This is a genomic window from Bradyrhizobium lablabi (assembly GCF_900141755.1).
GTDB lineage: Bacteria > Pseudomonadota > Alphaproteobacteria > Rhizobiales > Xanthobacteraceae > Bradyrhizobium > Bradyrhizobium lablabi_A.
On record NZ_LT670844.1, the window covers coordinates 5,265,761 to 5,282,626 of the forward strand.

Annotated in this window: 14 protein-coding genes; 9 read left to right on the top strand and 5 right to left on the bottom strand. The window is 62.6% G+C overall.

Annotated features, from left to right (window positions below; all coding sequences use genetic code 11):
- The first annotated feature begins 166 nt into the window (after positions 1-166).
- On the top strand, positions 167-1,429 hold the full coding sequence (locus B5526_RS24580; protein ID WP_079542438.1) for an adenylate/guanylate cyclase domain-containing protein: 1,263 nt from the start codon (positions 167-169) through the stop codon (positions 1,427-1,429).
- 14 nt (positions 1,430-1,443) lie between these two features.
- Here B5526_RS24580 and B5526_RS24585 read toward each other — a convergent pair whose 3' ends face one another.
- On the bottom strand, positions 1,444-2,427 hold the full coding sequence (locus B5526_RS24585) for a Bug family tripartite tricarboxylate transporter substrate binding protein (protein ID WP_079545312.1): 984 nt from the start codon (positions 2,425-2,427) through the stop codon (positions 1,444-1,446).
- Between the two features lie 221 nt (positions 2,428-2,648).
- Here B5526_RS24585 and B5526_RS24590 point away from each other — a divergent pair, with 221 nt between their 5' ends.
- Positions 2,649-3,095: a hypothetical protein gene (locus B5526_RS24590; RefSeq protein ID WP_154071434.1), complete on the top strand. Its 447-nt coding sequence runs from the start codon at positions 2,649-2,651 to the stop codon at positions 3,093-3,095.
- On the opposite strand, the gene B5526_RS24595 is transcribed toward B5526_RS24590, so the two are convergent.
- Complete coding sequence (locus B5526_RS24595; protein ID WP_154071435.1) at positions 3,061-4,158, bottom strand: PQQ-binding-like beta-propeller repeat protein; 1,098 nt, start codon at positions 4,156-4,158, stop codon at positions 3,061-3,063. The two genes, B5526_RS24590 and B5526_RS24595, sit on opposite strands and share 35 nt — an antisense overlap.
- 222 nt (positions 4,159-4,380) lie before the next feature.
- Between B5526_RS24595 and B5526_RS24600 the strand changes: the two genes are divergently transcribed.
- Entirely contained in the window at positions 4,381-6,198 is a 1,818-nt protein-coding gene (locus B5526_RS24600; protein WP_079545314.1) for a long-chain-acyl-CoA synthetase, read from the top strand.
- A gap of 6 nt (positions 6,199-6,204) precedes the next feature.
- Here the strand turns inward: B5526_RS24600 and B5526_RS24605 are convergent, their stop codons facing one another.
- The 3 genes from B5526_RS24605 to B5526_RS24615 form a co-directional block, all read right to left on the bottom strand.
- Positions 6,205-7,341 (bottom strand): PD40 domain-containing protein, encoded by a 1,137-nt coding sequence (locus tag B5526_RS24605; RefSeq protein WP_079542441.1) that lies wholly within the window; start codon positions 7,339-7,341, stop codon positions 6,205-6,207.
- Between the two features lie 121 nt (positions 7,342-7,462).
- Positions 7,463-9,130, bottom strand: a complete 1,668-nt coding sequence (locus B5526_RS24610; RefSeq protein ID WP_079542442.1) for a caspase family protein — start codon at positions 9,128-9,130, stop codon at positions 7,463-7,465.
- Positions 9,131-9,269: 139 nt separating this feature from the next.
- Entirely contained in the window at positions 9,270-11,099 is a 1,830-nt protein-coding gene (locus B5526_RS24615; protein WP_079542443.1) for an FAD-dependent oxidoreductase, read from the bottom strand.
- A gap of 186 nt (positions 11,100-11,285) precedes the next feature.
- Here B5526_RS24615 and B5526_RS24620 point away from each other — a divergent pair, with 186 nt between their 5' ends.
- The 6 genes from B5526_RS24620 to B5526_RS24640 all read left to right on the top strand — a co-directional run bounded on the left by B5526_RS24620 (position 11,286) and on the right by B5526_RS24640 (position 16,866).
- Positions 11,286-12,260 (top strand): LytTR family DNA-binding domain-containing protein, encoded by a 975-nt coding sequence (locus B5526_RS24620; RefSeq protein ID WP_172842098.1) that lies wholly within the window; start codon positions 11,286-11,288, stop codon positions 12,258-12,260.
- 165 nt (positions 12,261-12,425) lie between these two features.
- Entirely contained in the window at positions 12,426-12,671 is a 246-nt protein-coding gene (locus B5526_RS24625; protein ID WP_079545317.1) for an acyl carrier protein, read from the top strand.
- A complete protein-coding gene (locus tag B5526_RS24630) occupies positions 12,658-14,043 on the top strand; it encodes an ANL family adenylate-forming protein (protein WP_079542445.1) in 1,386 nt (461 codons plus the stop codon). Before B5526_RS24625 ends, B5526_RS24630 begins: the two co-directional genes overlap by 14 nt.
- Positions 14,036-14,770, top strand: a complete 735-nt coding sequence (locus B5526_RS24635; protein ID WP_079542446.1) for an SDR family NAD(P)-dependent oxidoreductase — start codon at positions 14,036-14,038, stop codon at positions 14,768-14,770. The genes B5526_RS24630 and B5526_RS24635 overlap by 8 nt, the downstream gene beginning before the upstream one ends.
- A 114-nt stretch (positions 14,771-14,884) precedes the next feature.
- Positions 14,885-15,082 carry a hypothetical protein gene (locus B5526_RS37890; protein ID WP_154071437.1) on the top strand — a complete coding sequence of 66 codons (198 nt, stop codon included), beginning with the start codon at positions 14,885-14,887 and terminating at the stop codon, positions 15,080-15,082.
- A gap of 143 nt (positions 15,083-15,225) precedes the next feature.
- The gene (locus B5526_RS24640) at positions 15,226-16,866 is read left to right on the top strand and encodes a hypothetical protein (protein WP_079542447.1); all 1,641 of its coding nucleotides are present in this window, start codon (positions 15,226-15,228) and stop codon (positions 16,864-16,866) included.

A 16,866-nucleotide genomic window follows, 5' to 3' on the forward strand; every position in this document is an offset into this window, starting at 1 on the left:
CCCAAGAATGACCAATATACTATTTTGGTCATTTGGTCAATTACTCCTGGCTTAACGCTTCGCGGCGGATGTTGTTGGCGATATCTTGGAAGCGTATGAGGGCGTTTGGGGTCGGTGCCCCCCGGAAATTCGCCCACGCTGGTGTGTGGCTTCCAAGGAGCGAGCATTGGGCGAAGCCGCATCTTCCTCGCTTATCGTCGAAGGCCGCAATGTCATCGTCACGGAGGTGTTCGAACGCCCGGCCGCGGAACGGCCGGATCACGACACGATCGAAAGAATCATCGAATGGCTGATCGGCGATGCCCGGCAGATCGGTTCTTTCGCTCGAACGATCGACGAATTGTCGTGGCGGCTCGTGGCGGCCGGGATTCCCTTGCTGCGTGTCAATCTGCGCGGTGGCACGCTGCATCCTCAATTTCTAGGCTCCGCCTACGTCTGGTGGCGCACCAGCGCGCAGACGCAGGAGATCATGATCACGCATGAAGTCGCCGATCTTGTTCCGCCCGCGCAAAATCCGGTGATGCGGGTGCGGGCCGGCGAAATCTTGCGGCGCAGCCTGGAAGGGCCGGAAGCACAACTGGACTTTTCCATCCTGCACGATCTGAAGGCGCGCGGCGCCACCGATTATTTTGCGCTTCCCGTCGGGGGCGCCTTTGGGCCTCGGGCCTATATGGCCGCCTATGTCACCGACAGGCCCGGCGGGTTTTTGGAGCAGGAGATCGCTGACCTCACGGCCGTGTCAGAACGGCTGTCGATCGCCGCGGATATGAACAGCCAGAGACAAATCGCGCAAAACGTCCTCAAGGCCTATCTTGGACCCCAGACCGGACGGAAGGTGCTGGCCGGCCAAATCCGGCGCGGCAGCGGCGAAGCGATCGCCGCCGTGCTTTGGTCGTCGGACCTGCGCCGCTTCACGCAAATGTCCGATCAACTCCCCGGCGAGAAGGTCATTGGCATTCTCAACGATCTGTTCGACCTGCAGGCGAAGGCCATCGTGAATCATGGCGGCGAAATTCTGAAATTCGTCGGCGACGGATTGCTTGCGATCTTTCCGGTGACGAGCCCGGACGAGGCCAACCGCATCACCGCAAATGCGCTCGCGGCAGCTAAAGAATCGCTGGCGGCGCTCGGCTCCGCGCAAGAAGGAGCGTCGCTACCGAACGGATCGCCGCTCGAAATCGTCATCGCGCTCCACTACGGCACCGTCATCTACGGCAACATCGGTGCGGCCGACCGCCTCGACTTCACGGTGATCGGGCCTGCGGTCAATCTCGTCAGCCGCATCGAGGCCGTCGCCAAATCGCTCGATCTGCCGCTGATCGTGAGCGACGACTTTGCCAATGCCTATGGCGGAAGGTTGAAGTCGCTCGGCCGACATCAACTGCGCGGCCTCGACCTGCCGCATGAATTATTCGCGCCGCTTGTTTAGTGGAGAGCCGTCACTCACTCCTTCTTCTGCCCCGACATCTCCACCACCTTGCGCCAGTGCTCGGTCTCGGTCGTAAGCATGGCGGCGAATTCGGTTGCGTTGCCGGGAAGCGGAATGGCGCCGAGTTCGCCGAGCCGCTGTTTGATCGCGGAATCGGCAAGGGCTGCATTGATTTCCTTGTTGAGGAGATCGACAATCGCCTGCGGGGTGTCGTGCGGCGCGCCGACGCCGTAGAACGAACTGGTCTCGAAGCCCGCGAGAACATCGCTGATCGGCGGCACGTCGGGCAGCGTTTCCGATCGATCATGCGTGGTGACGCCGAGCGCGCGCAATTTTCCCGACCGCACCAGTTCAAACGAGGACGTGACGTTGTCGAACATGCCCTGGATCTGGCCGCTCATCACGTCAGTCAGGCCCGGCGCGGAGCCGCGATAGGGCACGTGGGTGAATTGAATGCCGGCCATCGCCTTGAACAACTCGCCGGACAGATGCAGCGAGGTGCCGATGCCGGAGGAGGCGATGGAAAGTTTGCCCGGATTGGCCTTGGCGTAGGCGATGAATTCCGCGACGTTGTGCGCAGGAAGATCGTTGTTGACCACCAGCACCAGCGGAATTCGGGCGAGGCCCGCGACCGGCATGATGCCTTTGGCAAAATCGAACGGCAGCGACGGATCGAACGAGGCGTTGATGGCGTTGGCGGTCGAGGTCAGCAGCAGCGTATATCCGTCCGGCGGCGCGGCGATCACGGCCTGGGTGCCGATATTGCTGCCGGCCCCCGGCTTGTTCTCGACCACGAAGGGCTGGCCAAGCCGTTCCGACAGGCGCTGGCAGATCAGGCGGGAAATCACGTCGGTCGCGCCGCCCGCGGTGTAGGGAACGATCCATCGCACGGGGTGAGACGGGTAAGCATCGGCCTTCGCCGGCGTGATCGTTCGGGCGCCGAGCGATGCCAGCGCCATGCCGGCTGCCGAATGAAGGAATGCTCTCTTGCTGATCATCGCCGGCCTCTGAAATTCGCTGAAGGCTGGTATCGCAGGAATCCGGTTGCACTGCACCATGTTCCTGGTGTCGTGGTAAAATTCCTGATTGCGCCCGCATGCCAAGGGGCCCGCGGAATAAGCGATTGCCGATGAAATGAGTCACCAGCCTATCGCGCGCTTGTCGAAGCTCGCGTTTGGATTACGATCCGGACTTGATGCAGCGCGGATGGAAAGTTCAAATGCTACGTCGCTTGTTCATCGTCGTGGCCGTTCCGGCGGCGATGGCCGTTTCCAGCTTGAATACCGGGGCAAAGACCCCGCCGAAACTGGACTATGAGTTCTTCAAAAGCCGGGTCGAGCCGGTGTTTCTGACCAAGCGGCCCGACCATGCTCGGTGCTATGTCTGCCATGTCGAGAGCAACAACGCCTTCCGCCTGGAAAGGCTTGCGCCGGGAGCGCGCGACTGGACGGAAGAGCAATCGCGCCGCAATTTCGAGACCGTCTCGATACTGGTCAATCCCGGCGATCCCGATACCAGCCGGCTGCTGCTGCATCCGCTGGCCCCTGAAGGCGGCGGCGACGTGTTTCACTCCGGCGGGCGGCAGTTTTCTTCGAAGCGCGATCCGGCCTGGCGCACGCTCGCGGCCTGGGTCAATGGAGCGACGCTCGCTTCTCCGCTGAAATAGCCGCCGAGCCCGGGCCATCCGGGATGACAAGCGTGTTGATGCGCTTGGGCACCTCGCCGACCGGGATCACCGCGATGAGCTTCATTGATTTGGTGTCGATCGCCGAGACCGAGCGCAGGCCCGCGTTGGAAACATAGACCGTCTTGCTGTCGGGGGTGAACGTCACCCAGTTGGCGACCGCCGAGATCGCGCCATGCTCGCGCAGCTTGAGCGAGGGAAGTGCGACCTCACCCGACAGCGTGAGATCGGCGAGCGAATAAGCGTAAACCGCATTGTTGGGGATGCTGGTGACCCACAGCGTCTTGCCGTCGGGCGCCACGCCGATGCCGTGCGAGGGCGCGGTGGCGCGATCGCCGTCGGTCTCGAATTCACCCTTGGCCGTCGGCAGCCCAATCCGCGCCACTTCCTTGCGCGCGGCAAAATCGATTACGGAAAATCCATTGAAGTCGGACAATTGCACGAAGATCCGTTTGGTCGCGCCGTCCGGTCCCGCCTCGATCGCCATCGGGCGGATGCCCTTGTCGAGCTTGAGCTCCCACGCCGGCTGTTCCGTCGCGAGATCGATGACGGTGATAATTCCGGTGCGGATCGAACCGGTGACGGCGTATTTGCTGTCGGGCGTGACATAGACATTGTGCAGCCTGCCGTTGACCGGCACGCTCTTGGTCAGCGTCAAATTCGTAGGCTCGATGATATCAAGCGCGCCGGGATCGCGGGCGATGCCGACCACGATGCGGCCGTCTTTGGCCACCGCGATATTGTTGGGGTGGGCGCTCAGCGTCACCTTCTTGACGAGCTTACCGGTCTTGCGGTCGAAAACATCCAGCGTCGAGGAGACTTCATCGCTGACATAGACCCTGGAACCGTCGGGAGAGAAGGCGATCCCGTGCGCGCCCTCGATGTCCCTGATCTCCTGGACCACCTTGTTGGTCGCGGGATCAATGACGTGGATGCTGTCGCCCGCGCTATTGGTGACGTAGATGCGGGCCGTGCCGGCGAAGGCCGAAACCGGGGCAAGCGCCAGCAAGAGGCCTAGATGGCGTAAGAGGCGGAAGGCATTCATGGCGTCGCGCTCCCATTGCTCTGTTGTTGTCCCAAGGTACGTAGCAATTGGCCGGACGGCAAGGTCGCGATGCGGAGTGGGCGTCGGCCCAGAGACCGGTGCGACCCTGCGGATTCAGCAAGACCGCATTTAACCCTGCCGATTAACCCTTGGTCAGGCTGGCACGGCTATAGGTTGTTCCGGATCAAAAAATTGATTCCCGGGATCAACAAGTCATCAGGCATGAACACAGGCGTCCTCGACCCCTCGACAAATAGGCCGCAGTCGCGCGGCAAACCGTCCGCAGCCAAAAGCTGGCTGAAGGCGATCGAGCTGACGTCGCGCATCGAGGCCGACCCCACGATATTGTTCACCGACCTCGTCGAGGATTGGTCGCGGCGAGAACCGGACCGTCCCGCGCTGATTTCGGAAATCCAAACGCTGAGCTATCGCGCGCTCGTGAACCGGATCAACCGCTATGCCCGCTGGGCGTTGTCCGTGGGCATCGAAGCCGGCGACACCGTTTGCCTGTTGATGCAAAGTCAGCCCGACTACATCGCCGCCTGGCTCGGCATCACCAAAGTCGGCGGCGTCGTGGCGCTGATCAATACCAAATTGGTCGGGCCGTCGCTGTCGCACTGCATCAATATCGCCGATGCCGACCATGTCATCCTCGCCGAGGATATCTCGGAGTTGTTCGAAACGGCGCTGCCGCATCTGAAACGCGCGCCCAAAATCTGGATCCATGGCGGCCACGGCAGCGCAGCCGATATCGAGGCGACACTGGGCGCCATGGAGGGAGGCCCGCTGTCGCCGGCCGAGCGGCGCGGCACCACCATCAACGACCGGGCACTGTTGATCTACACCTCCGGCACCACCGGCCTGCCGAAGGCGGCCAGCATCAGTCACCGCCGCATCCTGAACTGGGGCGGCTGGTTCGCAGGCCTCACCGGCGCGTCGCCGGACGACCGGCTGTATGATTGCCTGCCGGTCTATCACAGCGTCGGCGGCATCGTCGCGCCCTGCAGCATGCTCCGCGCGGGCGCGTCGGTGGTGCTGGCCGGAAAATTCTCGGCGGGCGATTTCTGGCAGGAGCTCGTGCGCTTCGACTGCACGCTGTTCCAGTATATCGGCGAGCTCTGCCGCTACCTCCTGAAGGCGCCGCCGTCGGAATATGAAACCATCCATCGGCTGCGGCTCGCATGCGGCAATGGCCTGCGCGGCGATATCTGGGAGGCCTTTCAGACGCGGTTTGCGATTCCGCAAATCCTCGAATTCTATGCCGCGACCGAGGGCAATTTCTCGCTCTACAATGTCGAGGGCAAGCCCGGCGCGATCGGCCGCATTCCGCCGCTGCTAGCGCATCGGTTTCCGGCAGCGATCGTTCGTGTCGATCAGGAGGCGGGCACGCCGCTGCGCGGCGCTGACGGTCTTTGTATTCCTTGCGCCCGCGGCGAAGTCGGCGAGGCAATCGGCCGGATCGGCAACGCCGACGACGGCGGCGGCCGCTTCGAGGGCTACACTGACCAAGCCGAGACCGAAAAGAAAATCCTGCGCAACGTGCTTGCGCCGGGCGATGCCTGGTTTCGCACCGGCGATCTGATGAAGCTGGACGAGGCCGGCTTTTTTCATTTCGTCGACCGCGTCGGCGATACGTTCCGCTGGAAGGGCGAGAATGTCGCGACCTCGGAAGTCAACGAGGCCGTTGCCGATTGTCCTGGGGTGGCCGACGCCACGACCTATGGTGTGGAGATTCCCGGCGCCGATGGCCGCGCCGGCATGGCCGCGATCGTGATCGGCGATGAATTTGATTTTGCAAGATTGCAGGATCATCTGTCGCACCGACTGCCGGCCTATGCGCATCCGGTGTTCATCCGGATTTGCACAGCGCTCGACACCACCGAAACCTTCAAGCAGAAAAAGCACCAATTGGTTCGCGAGGGTTTCGATCCGCGGCTGCTGCAGGACCCGCTGTTCTCTAGGGATCCAAAATCCGGCGCATATCGTGCGCTCGATGCCGATGCCTATACGCGCATTCTGGACGGCTCGATCCGGCTATGAGCAGAATCAGCGGTCCCTGCCCGAAGCCTTAGGCGGACCCAAGCTGACAAGCCACGACTTGTTGGCGCTCTCTTTGCCGCTAAGGAGATCGCCGATCGGCTGTTGCGCGACCACGAGTTGGGTTCCGTCGGGGCTAAAGGCCGTCGGCCAGACGCCGCTTTGCAACATGGTCGATTCCGGAAAACCCTTTTCGTTGAAATGCGTCAGTCGCTCGGATTTTCCGCCGCCGTCGGCATTCATGAGATAGGCCTCCGACGCCAGCGTTTTCAGATTGGTACGATACGACGCGATGCCCTGGCTCGATCCCCAGGCGATCCTCGATCCGTCCGGCGAATATCTGGCATGCTCGTCATATTGATCGGGGCTGTTGGTCAGGTTCCGGACCTGGTTGGTCCCGAGATCGTACTCGAAGAGATCGAGCCCCATGGTGTTGGGCAGGCCGTGGTCGGACGCGAACAACACTTTGGTGCCGTCGCGCGAGAAGCCATGCGGCTCATAGACGCCGTCGCCGCCGAGCAGCACACGGTCGTTGGCAAGATGCGGGCTGCCTTCCTCGGAGAAGTCGGCCATATGCAGTTCGAAATAGCCGAAGGTCCGCTTGCTGTCGGCCTTGCCGATTAATCGCGCGTAGACGATGCGCCGGCCGTCGGGCGAGAAATGGGGTGACAGCGCTCCCGTCAGCTTCCCGGTGGTAAAATTCGTCAGATTGGTCCAGTGCCGTCCATCTGTTGTGACCACCCAGAGATCCATCCAGACGCCGCTGCCCGGGCTGACCGCCTTTTGCACGCGAGCGCTGTTGCCGACGAGCTGCTCGGCAAGTTCAGCTTCCATCACGATGTAACGCCCCTTCGGGTCGAAATGCGCGAACCCCTTATGACGGTTCGCTGCCGGGCCGCCGCCGCCCGCGCCGCCGGTGATCGCCCGCAGGTCGGAGCCGTCGGGGTTCAGCGTATAAACCTGGTAGACCCCGTTCTCGTCGCGCTCGTCCATCAGCAGCTTGTTGGTCCGCGCCGACCAATCCCGCACGCAGCCGTAATCGGTGATGAGTTTTAGAGTAGGCGAGATCTGGGAAGAAGCCGCGGTCGGGCAAAGCCCGCTTGCGATAAGGCTCGCCATCAAGATGATCGGGTCAATCGTCCGCATTACTGTCAACGCCGCTCGCTGATCGCCGGCCGACCATCCTACTCGCATCCTAAACGGTTTTATCCGATTAAGGATCGCAGGGCGCAATTCGTTATTGCGCCCTACGGTCCCTTTCGACGCCTCAGTGTCGCATGAACATGCCGCCGCCGGGGCGACCCATCGGCTGCAACGCCGGCCCGTGAAACTGTGCCGTGCGGAAGCTGTTGCCGCCATTCGTGATCACCGGCTGCTGGTGGAAGCGGACCGGTGGCTGATCGATGTGCGCCGGCGTGAATGATTTTACGGGATGGTCCTCGGTATGGATGACCTCGTCCTTGAGTTTCGAATCCTTCAGCAGCTTCGAATTCTGCGATTCACCGCTCTTGTTCAAGCCATTGACCGGCATTTCGACGATCTTGCCGGTGTTGCCGCTGTGCGATGCATTGGTGCCGGATGACGGCAGCGTGACGATCTTGCCGCCTTCGCCGAGCTTGTCGGTGCCGATCTTGCCGATGTTGCCGTTTGTGCCTGACGGCGGCAGCGTGACGACCTTGCCGCCTTCGCCGAGCTTGTCGAGGCCGAGCTTGCCCGCGGAGGCGCCGGCGAGTCCACCCTGTGGAATGCTGGGATTACCGAGCTTGAGCGAGGACAACGCGAATATCTGCTTCGGCTGCGACAGCGGGATCAGTTTCGGCTGCGACGCCAGCTTGAGGGCATTTTGCGCATAGGGGCTGCCCGAGTATTTCTTGTAGAACGCCTGATAGGCGAACGGCGAATTCGCGAGCACCGCATTATGCCAGGCCTGCGCCAGCACGAGGCTCGTCAGCAGCGCGCGGATGCGGTCGCACAGCGGGTCCTGCGGATAAAGCTGGATGAATTCCTGATAGTCCTCGACGGAATTTTCGGCCAGCACATAGTCGTAGGCTTGGCGCGCCGCCCGCGACGGCAGGTCGCTGGCGACGAAAGTCGGCTTCATTTGCATCGGCGGCCGCGTGGCGGCGACCGCGGTGTCGCCGAAGAAATAGAAATCGCTGGTCAGCGACGAGCTTTCCCAGGGCGTCTGTTGGCCATCGGTTGTATTATTGACGTCGAGACGGACCCGCTTGAACAATTGCTCGATCGGCAGGTTTTTCTCGTGCGCCTCGCGCAGGAACGCCTGGGTATAGGGACTGTGGTCGCCATTGCCGTCGAGCGCTTCGGTGCCGGGCGCGGTCGAATAACCGACGATGGAACCGTTCGGCGCGTCGACGATCGCAAGCCCGCGTCCCGCATCGTTGAGCGCGGGGAACGGATTGTTCCGGCAGGCATCGAGGACGACGATCCGCATCCGGCTCGGGATGGTTTCGAGCGTCGCCATCACGTCGACGAGCCGCACTGAACCGTTGATCAGGTCAGGCTCGGAAGAAATCCTGGCGTCGACCGGAACCAGGTAATTCTCGCCCGCGACCTGCACGCCGTGGCCGGCGTAATAGATCATCGCCACCGTGTTCTGGCCGTGACCGGCGATCCTGGAAGAGAAATCCTGGATCACCTGGATCATCTGATTGTGATCGAGGTCGGTGGCCGCAATCACCTCAAAGCCCGCCGAATTGAGAAGCTGGGCGACCGCCTTGGCGTCATTGGCGGGATTTGGAAGCTGGGTGACGTTTTGATAATGCGAATTGCCGATTACCAGCGCAACGCGCTGTTCCGGACCGCTCAGGCCTACTGGATTGCCCACGTTGGCGATCGTCTCGCCATGGACCGGGCCGATCGCCATCAGGCCGGCCAGAAGAAATGCACCGAACAAACTTCGCTTGAAAAGGCTCATGACGTTCTCCCACAAGAAATCTCGGCGTGAGATTGGTTGCTTGCATGCTAAGCGGGGTTCATGCGGGGTATGTGATCTGGGTCACGACAAGAGGCGCGATCGCTGCACATTCGCGACGCCGAAACCTATCCCGTTGCGCTCAGCGCTGCGGCAGTCTGACAAATCCGTCGGCGCTCCAGGCTTCGCTGCCGACGCCGTGATGGACGAAGAACAGGCCGTCCGGGTCGCATCTGTTCTTGATGTCGAGCAGTTTTGGGTAGTTCGCCCCCCAATAGGATTTCTGCCACCCTTCCTCGAAAAAACTGCTTTCCGCCACGTATGAACCGGTATCCGGCGCGATCTTCTTGAGCTCGCCGATCGCGCTCGCAATCGCGCGTGCATTTTTGCGGGCGTCGGCCAGATCAGGCTCGTGGCCGTGCATGCCGGGATAGGCCGGCTGAGCCTCGCTGGCGACGATCGCAAGCGCAAAGGCGTTGATGACGGCGGGATTTGTCGCGGTGTTTCTTGCGGCCGCAATGGTCTCGGCCGTGGCGCCGGCGAGCCCTTTCTGAAAATGCAGTTCCACGGTCGAGTGCGCCGCGGCCTTCTGCAGGGCTTCCGCGAGGTGCGACTGCTGGTCTGCCTGCAACAGCGAAGCCGGTAGCCACAGCGACTCAAAGCCGTGAATGAAATGCCCGGCCTCGCTGAGATTGGCCGCCCAGAACACATTGTCCGCAGGCGCCCCGGGGCGGTCATCGGAGAGGATCGCGGCCGGCGCGCGCGCCTTGATGGCCGCCGCGTCCCAGCGCATGCGCGCCGGACCGACGCGAATCGAAGGAGCATGTGTGAACGTGAAATCGTCGGCGGCCTCGATCACCCATTGCAGGAACGGCTGCCACAGCGCGTCGGCTTGCTGTTTGTCGAGGCCCTGGAACGACAATTGGATATCGAGCCTGTTGCCGGGCCGGACGTTGACGATTTCGCCCCAATGCGGGTTGTGAAGGTTTTCGAAGTAGAAGCCGACGAAGCTGGTGAGCAGCCTGCCAAACGCGGCGGCGGACCTGGCTTCGATGGTCATCGAGACAAAACCGAAGGTATCAGGCAATTCACGGGTGCGCAGCGTCAGGCGGGTGACCACGCCGAAGGTGCCGCCGCCGCCACCCTTCAGCGCCCAGAACAGATCGGGGTTGGTGCAGGCATTGGCGATCCGCACGATACCGTCAGCGGTCACGATCTCGGCTTCCAGCAGACTTGCCGCTGATGTGCCGTAGTTCTTCGAATAGCTTCCAAAACCGCCGCCCTGGACCAGGCCCGCCACGCCGACAGTGCCGCAGCCGCCGCCCTGAACGTAACGGCCGCCCTTGGTCGTGACCTCGTTATAGGTGTGCATCCAGATTGCGCCGGCGCCGACAGTCACCGCAGGCTGCGGCCGCTCGCTGCATCCCTCCGCGACAAATCCGTCATGCAGCGTGATGTCGTCCATGAAGCGGGTCCAGATCAAAAGCGAATCGGCCGCGTTCGAGGTGCCGAGATAGCTGTGACCGCCGCCTTTGACGACCAGGCGCAAATTTTTCTCGCGCGCAAAATTCACGGCGGCCACAACGTCGCCGGTTGTTCGGGCCGCCACCGCATAGACGCTCGGCGCCGACGTCCAGGCGTCGACCCAACCGGTGGTTTGCGTCAGCGCGACCTCATCGCGGATGTAATAGGGGTTCTTCATCTCCTTAAAGACATTCCGGCAGGGATCGCCGAACGGTGCGTCCCGACAGGCCTCTAACGGCGACTTAACCTCGATCAGGCGCCCTCCCGTTTGCTGGTTGAGCCGGTTCCAGCTTGCTGCCGACGGCCAGCCGGGGTCTGACGGACGCACCCGCCGGGTCGGTGGAAGGTCCGGCGTATCGGCGGCTTGCGCGAAACCTGCGAAATCGGCTCCGAAACATCGCGCAAGCGGGGCCAGCGCCGCGCCGATCAGCAAGCTTCGCCGGTTCATCGATCGCTCACAAATTGGTGAGCCGAGCGCGGCTCCGTGCCGCGGCGCCTGACGCGCGTGGGCATGTCGCAAGAGACTACGGATGGATTGCTATGATAGAAATTTGGCGGACCAAAACCGCTCCTGGCCCGCGCGGCTCGACTTCGAAATATGACAATCTCTCGCACGGAACGTTCCGATATTCCGATGAACTATGAGCGCCGAATAGAACCGCACGACACCGATCGCGTCGAGCCGGCATGGGACGACCGAGCGGGTTTAAGGGATGAGCCGCCGAACGGCGTGACCGAGGGTTGGCGGCGAGGGGCGACGCGCCGGCCCATCGCCGCCTACGGCTGGGTTGCGCTTCTGATCGTGGCGAGCGGCATCGTCAATGTGCTGTCGGCGGCAAAGGACCTGACGCTGTCAGGCGGAGCCGGCCTGGGCAAACCGATTTTGCTCGAACTGACCAGCGCTGTGGCCTGGATCGCGTTCCTGCCGTTGTTGCGTTACGGCGTCGCACAATTGCGCGGGAACCGAAATCGCCCGGTCGCCCTGGCCGTCGCGCTTGTCGCAACGCTGCTTTACGCATTCCTGCACCTGGTCATGATGGTGTTGCTGCGAAAGCTTGCCTTCGCCCTTGTCGCGCAGGGTTACAATTTTCACTGGGCGGCAGAGTTACCTTACGAGTTCCGGAAGGACGTCGTTTCAGCCCTCATGATCGCCGCGGTGTTTTGGTTGATCGAACGCAGCGCATCGACAATCCAGGCATTGTCGCCAGGCGAGCCCGCCGCGGAACCGGCCAACTCCACCGCCGACACGCTCAAGCAAGGGCTGTGGCTCCGTGACGGCCCGACAAGCTTTCACATCGATCCGCGCGACCTCATCGCGGTGACGTCAGCCGGAAATTACGTCGAGTTCAACCTTCCGGCTGGACGGCGTCTCATTCGCGGGACGCTCGCGGCCGAGGAGGCGAGGCTCAAGCCGTTCGGGCTTGCCCGCGTCCATCGAACTCGGTTGGCGAACCTCAATCGCGTCGTCGCCGTGGAGTTGCGCCCCGCCGGCGATTTCGTGCTTCGGATGGACAACGGAGAAACCATCGCCGGAAGCAGGCGATATCGAAGCGCGGCGACGTCGATCAGGGATGCGGCAAACAAGGGTCGCCCAGTATTGCCGCCATAGCTAACGGCAGACGCATTCCCTCCCGCCAGTATCGCTGAAAATCCGGTTTTTGCGGCCAGCACCGCGTTTACCAATGGACGCAAAAGTTCTGGGAAATACTGAGTTATTTCAGATTTGCGCACTATCATGGCGCCTCGAAATCTTAACGAGAAGGCGAGAAAAACGATGTCGATAAGGTCAAAGATTATTGCGGAGATGCAGCGCATTGCCGCTGAGCAGCAGGTCAGCCTGCCGCCGCTCGCGGACGATCTGTCGCTCCACGAAACCGGTTTCGATTCGCTCGGCTTTGCGATCCTGGTGGCCCGGCTCGAGGACGACCTCGGCATCGACCCGTTTACCATATCGGAGGATGCGGCGTTTCCGCTGACGGTGGGCGACTTCATCAGGGCCTACGAAAATGTCCCCGCGTGAAACCTTCGCGCTCCGCGATTATCTCGGTCCGGAGCGTAAGGGCCGCATTATCTCGGATGCGCGGCAGACCGTTTCGCTGACGGATATTCTCGAACAGACCTGCCTGTTCGGCCGCCCCCGCGCGCTCGCCGGGCGCTCGGTGCTGCTCGCCGTGTCGGATCAGCTGCTATCGGCGCTCGCGATGATGGAGATCGATGGCGTGGCGCGGCGAATGCTGCTGTGTCCGCCCGACCTCAACGGCGATCACCTCAAAGCCCTGATCGAAGATGCCGACATCGATGCGGTCGTCACCGACCAGCCGGCGCGCTGGACCGATGCGGAAGTGTATCTGGTGGTGGCGGCCCGGCCGCCGGTGCGCGCCGGCGTCAAGGCAAGGACCGAGCGCGCCACCGAATGGCTGATGCTGACATCCGGCACCTCGGGCGTGCCGAAAATCGTCCGCCATACTTTGGAAGGACTGACCGGCGCGATTGTTGCCGACGGTCCGGCACGCGGCGCCCCGCCGGTCTGGGCGACGTTCTATGACATCCGCCGCTATGGGGGCTTGCAGATATTGCTGCGCGCCATCATCGGCGGCGGTTCGATGGTGCTCTCCGAGCCGGGCGAGGCGATCGCCGACTATGTCGCGCGGCTGCAGGCGAACGGCGTCACGCACATCTCCGGCACGCCGTCGCATTGGCGCAAGCTTTTGATGAGCGGCGCGGCCGCGGGCTTTTCCCCGCGCTATGTCCGCCTGTCCGGCGAGATCGCCGACCAGGCCGTGCTCGACGGCTTGAGCCGCGCCTTTCCCGACGCCTCGATCGGCCATGCCTATGCATCGACGGAGGCCGGCGTCGGCTTTGCCGTCAACGATGGGCTTGAGGGTTTTCCTGCTTCGCTCCTTGGCACCAATCGCGACGGCGTCGAAATAAAAGTCGTGGACGGCTCGCTGCTGATACGTTCGACGCGGACCGCGGACGCCTATGTCGGCCATAGTGCGGCCGCGCTGACCGATGCCGACGGGTTTGTCGACACCGGAGACATGGTCGAATTGCGTGGCGACCGCTATCACTTCGTCGGCCGCCGCGGCGGCATCATCAATATCGGCGGCCTGAAGGTTCACCCCGAGGAGATCGAAGCGCTGATCAACCGCCATGCGGAGGTACGAATGTCGCGCGCCAGATCGCGCCGCAGCCCGATCACCGGTTCGATCGTGGTCGCCGACATCATTCTGGCCGATGGTTGTGACGCGAGCCGGAGTGACGAAATCCGCGACAAGATACTGGCCGATTGCAGGGCGCAGCTCGCGCCGCACAAAGTCCCCGCCATGATCAGGTTCGTCCCTCTGCTCGAGATCACGGCGGCCGGAAAGCTGGCGCGGCACAATGCATAATGTCGTGGTGACCGGAGGCAGCCGCGGCATCGGGCTTGCCATCGCGCGCAGGCTGGCGACCGCCGGCTACCATGTGATCGCGGTGGCGCGGCGCGAAAGCGACGAACTGCGCGATGCGATCGGCGACGTCATCAAACAAGGCCGCGGCGGTCTCAAGTTCAGGCCGTTCGATCTCAGCGAGGTCGACGCCATCCCGTCATTCGTCAAATCCTTGCGCGACGAATTCGGTGCGATCTACGGCCTGGTCAACAATGCCGGGATAGGCACCGAGGGGTTGCTCGCCACCATGCACAACTCTGAGATCGAGGCTCTAGTGCGTCTCAACATCACCTCGCCAATCATCCTGACAAAATATATCGCGCGGCACATGATGGCCGACGGCGGAGGCCGCATCATCAACATGTCCTCGATCATCGCGACAACAGGCTATAACGGCCTGTCGGTCTACGGCGCGACCAAGGCGGCGGCGACCGGCTTCACCCGCTCGCTGGCGCGCGAGGTCGGCAAGCTCGGCATCACCGTGAACGCGATCGCGCCGGGTTTTGTCGATACCGAATTGACGCAAGGCCTTTCGGATGATGCGCGCAAGCGCATCGCCGGCCGCAGCGCCTTGCGCCGGCTTCCGGAGGTCGACGATATCGCCCGCATGGTCGAATATCTCTTGGGCGATGGCGGCCGCAACGTCACCGGCAGCGTGCTGACCATCGACGCCGGCAATACCGCGTGAAGTTCCGGATCGTCTTCGCCGACACTTCCTTCGACCGCCTTTTCTGCCCTCCAGAATGCAGACAGAGGCGGAATTTTGTGGGTGCAATTGCGACGCCAAGCGAGGGAGCGATCCATGAGTCCTTCAAAGACACACCCCGTACTAGCGCAACCTCCGCTACCGACCGACGCGACCGCTGACAGCGGCGCCCATGGCCCGATGTCGCAGCAGGATGCGGGCGATAGTCACGGCCACGAGATGCACCCGCAAAAACTGCTGCGGCTGGTCGGCTCTCATGACCCTCATGCGGGAAAGAATGAGGACGCGGATTAAAATCCAGCCCACGCGCGAGGCCGCGCAACCCGTCCGCGGCGATCTTGTTCCGCGATCCTATTGAGCCACGATCCTATTGGGCGCACTATCGCTCCCCTAAGCTTTTCGATATCGGCGCAAGACCGTGACGAGGGGAGCAAGGGATGGCGACGCGACGCGAATTTGTGCTGGGGGCGGGGGCGGCGGCTGCGACCTTGCCGCGCCTGATCGGTTCCGGCATCGGTGGGCCGGCATCGGCCGCCGAAGGGGTAAAGCCTGGCGAGGATCATTGGGACCAGGGGCGGGTACGGCACCTGATTCCGACCGTCAACCACGACCGATTCCTGATCAAGGCCTCGTTCAATCCTCCCTTGCTCGGCGTGCCCGACCTCGAGGTCGGCGCCAATCGCGTGCGCGGCCAGATGAATGGCGCGGGCGGCGATTCCTGGCAGTTCGACGTGACGGGACTTAAGTCCTCGACGCCGTACAAGCTCACGTTGCGCGCGGCCGGCGGCCGTGCGCTGTGCGAGCCATGGTCGCTCTCTACCTTTCCCGCGCCTGATGCGATGCCGGACCGGCTGCGGTTGATGATCTATACCTGCGGTGGCGGCCATGATGCGCTCAACGAAGGTCTGCCCGAGGGCAAGACCGGCTGGCTGCCATCGGCGCTGCGGCGCAGGCTGCTGCAGCGCGGACTTTCGTTCAAGCCGGATGCGCTGATCGCGAACGGCGATCAGGTCTATTGGGACCTGCGGGCACCGCAGGCATCAAAAATGAGCGGGGCTTCGCCGCACGGCATCGCCATTGCCGGCACCTTCGACCGCGCGCAGCCTATCTTCGGCACGCCGAACGAAACCGTCTTCCGGCGCGCGACCGGACCCCAGATCATTCCGCAATATGGCGCGTTGCTGCGGTCGACGCCGGTCTTCTTCATGCAGGACGACCACGATTACTTCGATAATGACGAGGCGACCGATGACATCATCACCTTTCCGCCCGATCATTTCATGCTGGAATTGGCCCGCGCCACAAGACAGCTTTATTATCCGGAGTATCTGCCTGATCCCAATCGCCCGCTTGGACTTCCCGGCGCCTCCGCCCCGGACCGGCCGCCCGGCGTTGCCGAAGCCTACGGCACGCTGCGCTACGGGAAGCTAGCCGAGATCTTGCTGTACGACATCCGCCGCTCGCAGACGCTGAACGGACCGAGCGCGGTGTTTGTCGACGGCACCGTGGAAAACTGGCTCAAAGCGCGGATGGCCGACCGCGATGTCGTCCATGTCGTCAACATCCCATCGAATCCGCCCGGATGGAGCGCGGGGAAATGGGGCGAATGGTATCCGGACATTCTTCGCGACGGCAAGCTGACCACCGACATTGCAAAGCCCTATTGGCAGACCGGCTGGCTCAAGCAGCATGACCGGCTGATGCAGGCGGTCGCCGCCATGCCGGGCAGGATTCCGCTTGTCATCAGCGGCGATCTCCACGCCATCGCCGAAGGCCGCATGATGTCTAGCGGCTCGCTCGATTTCAGCAAGAACCCGATTGAGGTGATTTTGGCCGGTCCGCTCGGCACCGGCGATCGAGGCTGGCCGTCAGCGTTCCGCGGCATCGGAGCTTCCGTTCCCACGCATCTGCAGATGCAGGAAAATCTGAAGCCGATCGAGGAGAACGGATTCATCATTGCCGACTTCACGCCGGAGAGCATCACCATCCGCTATTTCCGCTTCAACTATCACAAGCAGGCGCCTGAGGTGATCGACACGCTCGAGCCGTTCAGGGTGACTGAATTGAAGCGGCCTTAG

What these genes read in the sequence shown, in the direction of transcription:
- B5526_RS24585 (WP_079545312.1), bottom strand. Translation starts at nt 2,427, where the DNA reads ATGATCAGCAAGAGAGCATTCCTTCATTCGGCAGCCGGCATGGCGCTG.
- B5526_RS24590 (WP_154071434.1), top strand. Translation starts at nt 2,649, where the DNA reads ATGCTACGTCGCTTGTTCATCGTCGTGGCCGTTCCGGCGGCGATGGCC.
- B5526_RS24595 (WP_154071435.1), bottom strand. Translation starts at nt 4,158, where the DNA reads ATGAATGCCTTCCGCCTCTTACGCCATCTAGGCCTCTTGCTGGCGCTT.
- B5526_RS24600 (WP_079545314.1), top strand. Translation starts at nt 4,381, where the DNA reads ATGAACACAGGCGTCCTCGACCCCTCGACAAATAGGCCGCAGTCGCGC.
- B5526_RS24605 (WP_079542441.1), bottom strand. Translation starts at nt 7,341, where the DNA reads ATGCGGACGATTGACCCGATCATCTTGATGGCGAGCCTTATCGCAAGC.
- B5526_RS24610 (WP_079542442.1), bottom strand. Translation starts at nt 9,130, where the DNA reads ATGAGCCTTTTCAAGCGAAGTTTGTTCGGTGCATTTCTTCTGGCCGGC.
- B5526_RS24615 (WP_079542443.1), bottom strand. Translation starts at nt 11,099, where the DNA reads ATGAACCGGCGAAGCTTGCTGATCGGCGCGGCGCTGGCCCCGCTTGCG.
- B5526_RS24620 (WP_172842098.1), top strand. Translation starts at nt 11,286, where the DNA reads ATGAACTATGAGCGCCGAATAGAACCGCACGACACCGATCGCGTCGAG.
- B5526_RS24625 (WP_079545317.1), top strand. Translation starts at nt 12,426, where the DNA reads ATGTCGATAAGGTCAAAGATTATTGCGGAGATGCAGCGCATTGCCGCT.
- B5526_RS24630 (WP_079542445.1), top strand. Translation starts at nt 12,658, where the DNA reads ATGTCCCCGCGTGAAACCTTCGCGCTCCGCGATTATCTCGGTCCGGAG.
- B5526_RS24635 (WP_079542446.1), top strand. Translation starts at nt 14,036, where the DNA reads ATGCATAATGTCGTGGTGACCGGAGGCAGCCGCGGCATCGGGCTTGCC.
- B5526_RS37890 (WP_154071437.1), top strand. Translation starts at nt 14,885, where the DNA reads ATGAGTCCTTCAAAGACACACCCCGTACTAGCGCAACCTCCGCTACCG.
- B5526_RS24640 (WP_079542447.1), top strand. Translation starts at nt 15,226, where the DNA reads ATGGCGACGCGACGCGAATTTGTGCTGGGGGCGGGGGCGGCGGCTGCG.